Below are 765 nucleotides of genomic sequence, written 5' to 3'. Positions count from 1 at the left end.
GTTTTTGTGGTGTTCTGTCTGGCATTGATCGTTTCACCTATGGGTAAGATTCGTTTGGGCGGTTCTGATGCCGTAGCGGACTACTCTTTTCTATCTTGGCTAGCCATGTTGTTTGCAGCAGGGATGGGAATTGGTTTGATGTTCTGGAGTGTGGCAGAACCTGTGGCTTACTTCACTGGTTGGTACGAAACGCCACTCGGCGTAGAAGCAAACTCACCAGAAGCCGCACGTTTGGCGCTAGGCGCGACGATGTTCCACTGGGGTCTCCACCCTTGGGCAATTTACGGCGTTGTGGCACTTTCACTTGCATTTTTCACCTACAACAAAGGTTTGCCTCTATCAATGCGTTCGATCTTTTACCCATTATTGGGCGATCGCGCTTGGGGCTGGGCTGGCCATATCGTTGATATTCTTGCAGTACTTGCCACGCTATTTGGTCTAGCGACATCACTTGGTTTGGGCGCTCAGCAGGCAGCAAGTGGTATTCACCATGTATTTGGTGTTGAACCTGGTTTAGGTTTGCAAATTGTCGTTATCACTGTGGTTACTCTGCTCGCAGTGGTTTCTGTTGTTCGCGGTATCGACGGCGGCGTAAAAGTGATCAGTAACATCAACATGGTTGTAGCGTTTTTGCTGCTTATCCTTGTTGGTTTGATTGGCTGGGCGGCGAGTTTAGGCTCGATCCCAACAACATTAATGGCGTACGTAGAAAACATCATTCCATTGAGTAACCCGTTTGGTCGTACCGACGAAGCTTGGTTCCAA

At 49.0% G+C, this 765-nt stretch carries 1 protein-coding gene; it reads left to right on the top strand.

Annotated features, from left to right (window positions below; translation table 11 throughout):
* On the top strand, positions 1-765 hold a 765-nt coding region (locus R7190_RS26955; protein WP_318137809.1), incomplete at both ends, for a BCCT family transporter.

The organism is Vibrio sp. 1078-1, assembly GCF_033340475.1.
The sequence above is the reverse complement of the archived record's forward strand: the minus strand, read 5'-3'. Positions and strand labels throughout refer to the sequence as shown.